The organism is Streptomyces sp. BR123 (assembly GCF_013401435.1).
Taxonomy (GTDB): Bacteria; Actinomycetota; Actinomycetes; order Streptomycetales; family Streptomycetaceae; genus Streptomyces.
Genome location: NZ_JACBGN010000274.1, coordinates 1 through 9,515, shown reverse-complemented (window position 1 = coordinate 9,515; position 9,515 = coordinate 1). Strand labels below are relative to the sequence as shown.

The 9,515-nt window shown below is 73.3% G+C and carries 7 protein-coding genes; 2 read left to right on the top strand and 5 right to left on the bottom strand.

The window, feature by feature from the left end:
* The coding region (locus HYE82_RS29445; protein WP_179177232.1) for an energy-coupling factor ABC transporter permease at nt 1-1,040 on the bottom strand (1,040 nt) is incomplete at its 3' end.
* Nucleotides 1,041-1,223: 183 nt separating this feature from the next.
* On the opposite strand from HYE82_RS29445, the gene HYE82_RS29440 reads away from it, so the two are divergent.
* Nucleotides 1,224-1,655, top strand: coding sequence for an SsgA family sporulation/cell division regulator (locus tag HYE82_RS29440; protein WP_179177231.1), 432 nt, complete (start codon nt 1,224-1,226; stop codon nt 1,653-1,655).
* 203 nt (nt 1,656-1,858) lie between these two features.
* On the opposite strand, the gene HYE82_RS29435 is transcribed toward HYE82_RS29440, so the two are convergent.
* Together HYE82_RS29435 and HYE82_RS29430 are read right to left on the bottom strand one after the other, a co-directional pair.
* Nucleotides 1,859-4,057 carry an MMPL family transporter gene (locus HYE82_RS29435; RefSeq protein WP_179177230.1) on the bottom strand — a complete coding sequence of 733 codons (2,199 nt, stop codon included), beginning with the start codon at nt 4,055-4,057 and terminating at the stop codon, nt 1,859-1,861.
* 119 nt (nt 4,058-4,176) lie between these two features.
* Nucleotides 4,177-4,767 carry a TetR/AcrR family transcriptional regulator gene (locus tag HYE82_RS29430; protein ID WP_179177229.1) on the bottom strand — a complete coding sequence of 197 codons (591 nt, stop codon included), beginning with the start codon at nt 4,765-4,767 and terminating at the stop codon, nt 4,177-4,179.
* Nucleotides 4,768-4,932: 165 nt separating this feature from the next.
* Here HYE82_RS29430 and HYE82_RS29425 point away from each other — a divergent pair, with 165 nt between their 5' ends.
* Nucleotides 4,933-8,229: a S41 family peptidase gene (locus HYE82_RS29425; protein ID WP_179177228.1), complete on the top strand. Its 3,297-nt coding sequence runs from the start codon at nt 4,933-4,935 to the stop codon at nt 8,227-8,229.
* A 167-nt stretch (nt 8,230-8,396) separates the two neighbouring features.
* Here the strand turns inward: HYE82_RS29425 and HYE82_RS29420 are convergent, their stop codons facing one another.
* On the bottom strand, nt 8,397-9,290 hold the full coding sequence (locus tag HYE82_RS29420; protein ID WP_179177227.1) for an SDR family oxidoreductase: 894 nt from the start codon (nt 9,288-9,290) through the stop codon (nt 8,397-8,399).
* A partial coding sequence (locus HYE82_RS29415) for an alpha/beta fold hydrolase (RefSeq protein ID WP_179177226.1) occupies nt 9,287-9,515 on the bottom strand: 229 nt, incomplete at its 5' end. The genes HYE82_RS29420 and HYE82_RS29415, both read right to left, overlap by 4 nt.

Below are 9,515 nucleotides of genomic sequence, written 5' to 3'. Positions count from 1 at the left end.
GCGGCGGTCTGGTCGGGGGCGGCGGCGCGGCGGCGGCGCACGCCCCAGAAGACGCCGGTGCCGACGGCGACGGTGGCGCCGACGCCGATCACACCGGCGAGGCCGCCGGAGAGGCGGGCGTCGTCGACGTCCTTGACGCCGTAGTCGGCGAGGGGGGAGCCGGCTGCGGCGTGCTCGGTGACGTTCTGGTCGATGCCCTGGTCGGCGGCGACCTTCTCCAGGCCGTCGGGGCTGGCGGAGGCGTAGAAGGAGACGACGCCGGCGAGGACGAGGGCGGTGGCGAGGCCCGCGCCCCACACCTTCTTCGTCGAGCGGGCGGCGGCGGGGGCCGCGGGCGCGGCGGCTGCCGGGGCGTCGACGAGTTCGCCGCCGACGCGCAGCTTCAGCGGAGCGGTCAGCCCGCGCGCGCCGTGGACCAGGTCGGGCCGTACGGCGAGGACGGCGCCGACGGTCGCGGCGGTGATGGCGGCCTCGCCGATGCCGATGAGGACGTGCACGCCGAGCATGGCGGTGAGCACCTTGCCGAGGGGGACGTCGGTGGTGCCGCCGACGGCGTACATGAGGGTGAAGGCGGCGGCGGAGGCGGGCACGGAGACGAGTGCTCCGGCGAAGGCGGCCACGGTGACGGAGCGCCGGGTGCGGGGCAGGAGCCGGGCCAGGCCGCGGAAGACGGCGTAGGCGAGGACGACGGTCACGACGGCCATGTTGACGATGTTCACGCCGAGGGCGGTGAGCCCGCCGTCGGCGAACAGGACGCTCTGCATGAGCAGGACGACGGACACGCAGAGCACGCCGGTCCAGGGTCCGACGAGTATCGCGGCGAGTGCCCCGCCCAGCAGGTGGCCGCTGGTGCCGGCGGCGACGGGGAAGTTCAGCATCTGGACGGCGAAGATGAAGGCGGCGACGAGGCCGGCGAGCGGGGCGGTCCGCTCGTCGAGTTCCCGGCGGGCGCCGCGGAGGCTGACGGCGACCGCACCTGCGGCGGCGACACCGGCGGCGAGGGAGACGGGGGCGTCGATGAATCCGTCGGGCACGTGCATGAGGCTGGCTCCGCTTCCTGCGGTCCTTGAACTGACAAAATCTTTATCCGTTCAAGAATAGGGCCTACTTGCAAACCACTGGCAAGAGCGGCGCACCCATAAATACTTGTTCGCAGCTTCGTCGGAATGTGCGAGGCTGAAGGGAATACGGACTGCTTCGTCCCGATTCGAGGAGTCTTGTCGATGTCTGCCACCGCCGAGAATCCCACCGGCCCCGCCACCGCCGCGGCCGCCACCGCCACCGCCGCCGCTGCTGTCGCCACCGCGGTCGAGGAGCGCGTCGTCGCCCGCGTGATCAGCGACGATCCGCTCTACCGGAAGATCCCCGTCGCCCTGCGCTTCGCCCCCGGCGAGCCGCTCGCCGTGCGCATCGTCTTCCCCGCGGGCCTCTCCCCCGAGGGCACCGACAACGAATGGGTCTTCCCCCGGGCCCTGCTGGAGGCCGGCCTCCAGGCCCCGTCCGGGACCGGCGACGTACGCATCTGGCCCTGCGGCCGCGTCCAGGTGGTCGTGGAGTTCCACTCTCCGGACGGGGTGGCCGTCATCCAGTTCGACAGCGCCGCGCTGCGCCGCTTCCTGCGGCGTGCGTACGCCCCCGTCACCCGGTCGGCGTAACGGACCACCACGGGCCACGGCCACGGGCACGGGCGCCGTCGGGCCCGAACACGCGAACGGCCCGGCCCCGCGCCCGGCGATCCCCTCGGATCGGCCGGGTGCGGGGCCGGGCCTTGCCGGCCGGCTCGGTCCGGGCCGGGCACCGACCGGCTACGGTCCGGGCACTGACCGCTCCGGTCCGGTCGGGCACCGGCCGGCGGCGGTCAGACGTTGACCAGCTCGCGGTCCTTGTCCGGGCCCTCGGCAGGGCCGGCGGCCTCCAGGTGCCTGCGCAGGCTCTCGCCCTCGACGTCCACGTTCGGCAGGAGCCGGTCCAGCCAGCGCGGCAGCCACCAGGCCTTGTGGCCGAGCAGGGCGAGCACCGCCGGGACGATGGCCATGCGGACGACGAAGGCGTCGAAGAAGACGGCGACGGCCAGGCCGAAGCCGATCATCTTCACCATCTGCTCGCTGGCGCCGATGAACCCGGCGAACACGGCGATCATGATCACGGCGGCCGCGACGACGACCCGGGCGCTGTACTGGAAGCCGGTCACGACGGCCTGGCCCGGGCGCTCGCCGTGGACGTACGCCTCGCGCATCCGGGTGACGAGGAAGACCTCGTAGTCCATGGCCAGGCCGAAGACGACGCCCACCATGAAGATCGGCATCATGCTCATGATCGGGCCGGTCTGCTCCACTCCGAAGACCGAGCCGAGCCAGCCCCACTGGAAGACCGCCACGACCGCGCCGAGGGCGGCGACGACGGACAGCAGGAAGCCGAGGGCTGCCTTGAGCGGGACCAGGATCGAGCGGAAGACGACCATCAGCAGCAGGAAGGCGAGGCCGACGACGAGCGCCAGGTAGGGCAGCAGGGCGTCGTTCATCTTCTGCGAGAAGTCGATGTTCATCGCGGTCGCGCCGGTGACGAGGACGTCGTCCCCGCTGCCCTCGCGGATGTCGCGGACGAGGGCCTCCGTCTTCGCCGACGACGGGCGGTCCTTCGGGATGACGGTGATGACGGCGGCGTCGCCGGCCTCGTTGGGCGTCGGCGGCACGACCACGGCCACACCGTCCAGGCCCTTGATCCGGTCCGCGGTCTCGTCGGCGAGCTTCCTGCCGCCGTCGACGACCACCAGCAGCGGGCCGTTGAAGCCGGGGCCGAAGCCCTCCGAGAGCAGGTCGTACGCCCTGCGCTGGGTGGTGGAGACCGGCTGGGCGCCGTCGTCGGGCAGGCCCATCTCCAGCTTGCCGGCCGGGACCGCGATCGCGCCGAGGCCGATCACGCCGAGGAGGAGGACGGCCACCGGGCGGCGCAGCACGAAGCGGGCCCACCGGGTGCCGACGTTGGCCTTGGGCTCGGCGCCGGCGGGGCGGCCCTTGCCGAACAGCTTGCTCTTGGTGCCCGCCGGCAGCACCTTCCTGCCGGCGAAGCCCAGGATGGACGGGACCAGGGTCAGGGCCACGAAGACGGCGATGACCACGGTGCCCGCGGCGGCGAGGCCCATCTTGGTCAGCATCGGGATGTTGACGACGGCCAGGCCCACGAGGGCGATGACCACGGTCAGGCCGGCGAAGACGACGGCGGAGCCGGCGGTGCCGACGGCCCGGCCCGCGGCCTCGTCCCGCTCGTGGCCCTCGGTGAGCTCCACGCGGTACCGGGAGACGATGAAGAGGGCGTAGTCGATGCCGACCGCGAGGCCGATCATCATCGCGAGGGTGGAGGTGGTGGAGCCGAGGTCGAGCACGTTGGCGAGCGCGGTGACGGTGGAGACGCCGATGCCGACGCCGATCAGCGCGGTCAGCAGCGGCAGTCCGGCCGCCACCAGCGAGCCGAAGGTGATGACGAGCACGACCGCGGCGACCGCGATGCCGATGACCTCGCCGGAGCCGGTCTCGGGGGCGGCCATCAGTGCGTCGCCGCCGATCTCGACGGTCAGCCCGGCGGCCTTGGCGTCGGCGCCGGCCCCGGTGAGCGCCTCACGCGTGTCGTCCTTCAGCTCCATGCCGCTGACGGTGTACTTCACGCTCACGTACGCGGTGGAGCCGTCCCGGCTGACGGCCTGCGCCTGGAAGGGGTCGGCGACCGAGGCGACCTGGGCCTTGCCCGGACCGTCCTGGAGGCCGGAGACGATCTTCTGGACCTGGGCCTTGTTCGCCTCGTCCGTGATCTTGGCGCCCTGCGGGGCCTTGATGACGATACGGGCGGAGGCGCCGTCGGCGGACATGCCGGGGAACTTCTCGTCGAGCAGGTCGAAGGCCTTCTGGGCCTCCGTCCCGGGCATCGAGAACGAGCCGGAGGTGGGCGCGCCGGCCGAGGCCGCGCCGAAGCCGGCGGCGAACAGCAGCGCCACCCATATGAGGGCGACGAGGCCGCGGCGCCGGAAGGCGCCCCGGCCGAGGCGGTAGAGGAAGGTAGCCACGGAGGCGGTCTCCCGTTCTGGTCGTGGGATGGATCCGGGTACGGATCAGGGCGTGGGCAGCCGGCCCGACGACGAGAGCGGCGTGTCAGGAGCAGCAGGAACGGTGCGCGGGTGGTGACTCAGACGCCGAGGGCGGGGAAGACCACGGCGTCGACGAACTCGGCGAGGAAGGCCCGGTCGACGGACCGGTCCTCGATGAGCGGGAGCGCGATGAAGGCCCCGATGAGCATGTGCGGTACGAAATCCAGGGCCGGACAGTCCGGGGCGATCTCACCCCGGTCGACGGCACGCCGGAGCATCACCTGGAGTCCGGTGATCTCCGGGTCGATCAGCAGCTCCCGCAGGGCCTGGTGGAGTTCCGGGCTCGTGTGGACGGCATGGGCCAGGCCCCGGATCAGGGCGGTGTCCTTGGCCATCTGCGCGTCGTCGGAGTGCTTGACCATGAGTCCGAAGTCCCCGCGCAGGCTGCCGGTGTCGATCTCCTCCAGGGAGACCGGCTGCGTGCAGCGCAGGGCCCGGGCGACCAGCTCGGGCTTGCTCCCCCACTGGCGGTAGAGGGTTGCCTTGCTGGACTTGGTGCGGGTGGCGACCGCGTCCATGGTCAGTGCGTCGTAGCCGACCTCGCGCAGCAGGTCCAGGACCGCTCCGTGGAGTTCGGCCTCCCGTTCGGGGGTGATGCGGCTGCGCCGCGACGAGAGCTCGTCGGACATCACGGCGCACCTCCCTTCGAACGAAACCGTTTCGTACTTCACGTCGTACAGGTACGACCATACTCCCGACCGAAGCGAAACGAAACCGTTCCGTTTCGCTTTTGAGCGTGGCCTGGATCACCTGTACGAGTTGCCGTGGCCCCCGGCCGCGGAAAGCATTGTGGGGTGAGCCACGACCTCGCCTACCTCCGGTTCCCCCATCTCCACGGCGACCTGCTCTGCTTCGCCGCCGAGGACGACCTGTGGATCGCGCCCCTGGTCCCCGAGGGCGAAAGCCCGGGCCGGGCCTGGCGCATCACGGTCGACCGCACCCGCATCGGCCATCCCCGCTTCTCCCCCGACGGCCGCCACATCGCCTACACCACCTGGCGCAGCCTCGACCCGGAGATCCACCTCGCCCCCGTCGAGGGCGGCCCGGCCCGCCGGCTCACCTACTGGGGCGCGACCGACACCCGGGTCTGCGGCTGGACCCCGCCCGAGGCCGACGGCCACAGCGACATCCTGGCCGTGTCCTCGCACGGACAGCCGTTCTCCTACTTCGCGTGGGCCTACCGCGTGCCCACGGACGGCTCCCCCGGCGGCAAGCTCCCCTGGGGCCCGGTCTCGGACATCGCGGTGCACGAGGAGGAGCACGACGGCGAGGGTCCCGGCGGGCGGCGCACCCTGCTGCTGACGGGCAAGCCCCCGCACGAGCCCGCCTCCTGGAAGCGCTATCGCGGCGGCGCCACGGGACGGCTCTGGCTCCACGGCAAGCGGCTGCTGGAGGACATCGGCGGCCATCTCGACGCACCCATGTTCGTCGCCGGCCGGATCGCCTTCCTCTCCGACCACGAGGGCATCGGCAACCTGTACTCCTGCCTGCCCGACGGCACCGACCTGCGCCGGCACACCGACCACGAGGAGTTCTACGCCCGGCACGCCTCCAGCGACGGCTCCCGGGTCGTCTACCAGTGCGCCGGCGAACTCTGGCTCGTCGACTCGCTGGCCCCCGGCTCCGCCCCGCGCCGGCTCGACGTCCGCCTCGGCGGCCCGCGGGCGGGCCGGCGCACCTACCAGGTGCCCGCCGGCAGCCACGTCGACTCGCTGTCCGTCGACACCACCGGCCGGGCCAGCGCCGTCGTCATCCGCGGCAGCCTGTACTGGCTCACCCACCGCGACGGTCCCGCCCGGACGCTCGCCGACACCCCGGGCGTGCGGGTGCGCCAGCCCGAGATGCTCGGCACGGGCGGGCAGGTCGCGTACGTCACGGACGCCGAGGGCGAGGACGCCGTCGAGATCGCCTATCTGCCGCGGGCCTCCGGCGACCGGCAGCCGCGCCGGCTCGCCTCCGGACAGCTGGGCCGCGTACTGGAGATGGTGGCCGACCCCGCCGGGGAGCGGCTCGCGATCGCCTCCCACGACGGGCGGCTGCTGCTCATCGACGCCACGGAGGAATCGGCCGGCGAGGCCACCGAGCTCATCCGGTCCGTCAACGGGCCCGTCACCGACCTGGCGTTCTCGCCCGACGGGTCGTTCCTGACCTGGTCGCACCCGGGCGTCGGGCACGCCCTGCGGCAGATCAAGATGGCCCGGATCTTCGGTCCCGGCGCACGGAACATCGTGGACGTCACCAGCGGCCGCTTCGTGGACGAGAACCCCGTCTTCACCCGCGACGGCCGCTACCTGGCCTTCCTGTCGTGGCGCGGCTTCGACCCGGTCTACGACGTGCACACCGGCGACCTGTCCTTCCCGCTGGGCTGCCGCCCGTACCTGGTGCCGCTGTCCTCGGCGACCCCCTCGCCGTTCGCCTTCACCCCCGACGGCCGGCCCGCGGCGGGCGGACTCGACCCGGTGGAGGGGGAGTCCGGCGAAGAGGGCGACGGCTCGGTGACCGTGGAGGTGGAGGGCCTGGAGAGCCGCGTCACCCCGTTCCCGGTGACGGCGTCCAAGTACTCGGCCCTGTACCCGGTGCACGGCGGCGGCCTGGTGTGGCTGCGCTGGCCGATCTCGGGCGCGCTCGGCGAGACCTTCGCCAACCCCGCCGACACCAGCGGCAAGCCCACCCTGGAGCACTTCGACATCACCAAGGCCCGCAAGACCGAACTGGCCTCCGGGCTGGACTGGTTCGCGGTCAGCGGCGACGGCACCCGGCTCGTCCTCAACGACGACGGCGACCTGCGGGCCGTCCCCGCCACCGAGGCCGGCGACGGAGACTCCACCGTCTACCTGGACCTGCGGCGCATCCACCACGAGGCGGACCCGGCGGCCGAGTGGCGGCAGGCCTTCGAGGAGGCGGGCCGACTGATCCGCGCCTACTTCTGGGAGCCGGACATGTGCGGCATCGACTGGGACGGCGTGCTGCGCCAGTACCGGCCGCTCGTCGAACGGGTCGCCTCCCCCGACGAGTTCGCCGACCTGCTGCGCGAGGTCCTCGGCGAGCTCGGCACCTCCCACGCGTACGTCTCCCCCGCCCGCCGCAACGAGGGCCCGCCGCACTACCAGCGGCCCATCGGCCTGCTCGGCGCCGACCTGGTGCCCCGCGACGGGGGCTGGGTCGTCCGGCGGATCCTGCCCGGCGAGGCCTCCGACTCCAAGGCCCGCTCCCCGCTGGCCGGCAGCGGCATCCGCGAGGGCGCCGTCCTCACCCACGTCGACGGGCGGCCCGTCGACCCCGTCACCGGGCCCTACCCGCTGCTGGCAGCGGCAGGCGGCACCACCGTCGAGCTGACCTTCACCCCGGCCGAGGGCGAGGGCGCGGCCCGCCGCGTGGCGGTGGTCCCGCTGATCGACGACCGGCCCCTGCGCTACCAGCACTGGGTGTCCAAGCGCCGCGCCGTGGTCCGCGAGATCAGCGGCGGCACATGCGGCTACCTGCACATCCCCGACATGGGCGGCTCGGGCTGGGCGCAGTTCAACCGGGACCTCCGGATGGAGATGTCCCGGCCCGCGCTCATCGTGGACGTACGCGGCAACGCGGGCGGGCACATCAGCGAACTGGTGGTGGAGAAGCTCACCCGCTCGATCCTGGGCTGGGACCTCACCCGCAACGCCCAGCCGGTGTCCTACGCCTCCAACGCGCCCCGCGGGCCGATCGTGGCGCTGGCCGACGAGGCGACCTCCTCCGACGGCGACATGATCACCGCGGCGTTCAAACTGCTGGGCCTGGGCCCGGTCGTCGGCCAGCGCACCTGGGGCGGCGTCGTCGGCATGACCGGCCGCCACACCCTGGGCGACGGCACGGTCATCACGGTGCCGATGAACGCCGCCTGGTTCCCCGAGTACGGCTGGTCGGTGGAGAACCACGGCGTGGAGCCGGACTTCGCGGTCCTGCGGACCCCGCTGGACTGGGCGGAGGGACGCCACGGGGAGCTCGACGACGCCGTGCACCTGGCCCTGGAGCTCCTGGAGCAGGAGCCGGCCGCGGTACCGCCGGGCTACGAGGACGTCCCCGACCTGCGGCGGCCGAAGCTGCCGCCGCGCTAGCAACGGGCACGGGGAACCGCGCCCCGTAAGGGGCGCGGGGAACTGCGCGATCAGCCACCGTCGGCCCGCAGACGATCGCCGGACCATCGTGGCACCTCCCACGGAGCGCTCAGGCCGGGGCCCGGGCCCGGGGCCGCGCCGGGCCAGGCCGGGGCGCGGCCCGGGCGTCAGACCGGCGTGCCGCTGCCGCCGCGTTCCCGCTCGTCGGCGGCTCCGCCGGCCCCGACGAGCCCCCTGGAGACGCCGGCCAGCCGCGGCTCGAACCGCTCCATGTCCCGCCGCCCGCCGACCGCGACGAGCCCCGGCAGCCAGCCCCGTACGCCCTGCATCGCGCGCAGCCACCCCTGGGCGTACACGTGCGCGGAGCGGCGTTCGATGCCGGCGACGATCCGGTCCACGGCCGGGCCCAGGGGGTAGGTGCGGTTCGCCGGCCACGGCAGCCGCTGCCGCAGCTCCCGCATCACGTCGTTCCGGTCGGCGCCGCGCACCATGTCGGTGTCGGTCCAGGACAGGTAGCCGACGCCGACCTTGACACCCTTGTGCGCCACCTCGGCCCGCAGGCAGTGGGCGAAGGCCTCGACCCCGGATTTGGAGGCGCAGTACGCGGTCATCATCGGCGCCGGGGTGATCGCGGCGAGCGAGGCGATCTGGAGGAAGTAGCCGCGGCTCTCGGTGAGGACCGGCAGGAAGGCCCGGCCCGTGACGGCGCTGCCGATCAGGTTGACCTCGATCACCCGGCGCCACGCCTCGGGGTCGGAGTCGGCGAACGGGCCGCCGGCGGCCACCCCTGCGTTGGCGACGACGATGTCGACCTTGCCGAAGCGCTGCTTGACCTCCTGCGCCACCCGGGCCATGGCCCCGTGGTCGGTGACGTCGGCGTGCCAGTGGTCGCTGTCGGTGTGCAGGCGCCCGGAGACCTCCTTGAGGGCCTCCGGCTCCAGCCCCACCAGCGCGATCCGCGCGCCGCGCGCGGACAGCTTGCGGGCGAGCAGCTCGCCGACGCCGCGTGCGGCGCCGGTGACGACGGCGACCTGGCCTTCCAGACTCCTGTGCGGGCTCACGGCGTCTTCTCCTTCGCGGGTGTGCCGAGGTACGCGGTGGCCAGCTCGCGCACCGCGTTGCCGACGGCCTCGGGGGCCTCGATCGGGGTCATGTGCCCCATGCCGGTCAGCTCGGTCAGCCCGACGCAGTGCGGCAGCGCGGCGGCGATCCGCCGGGCGTGCACGATCGGGGACAGCCGGTCGGCGGTGCCGCCGCGCTGCCGCACTGCGTCGGGCTGACCGAGC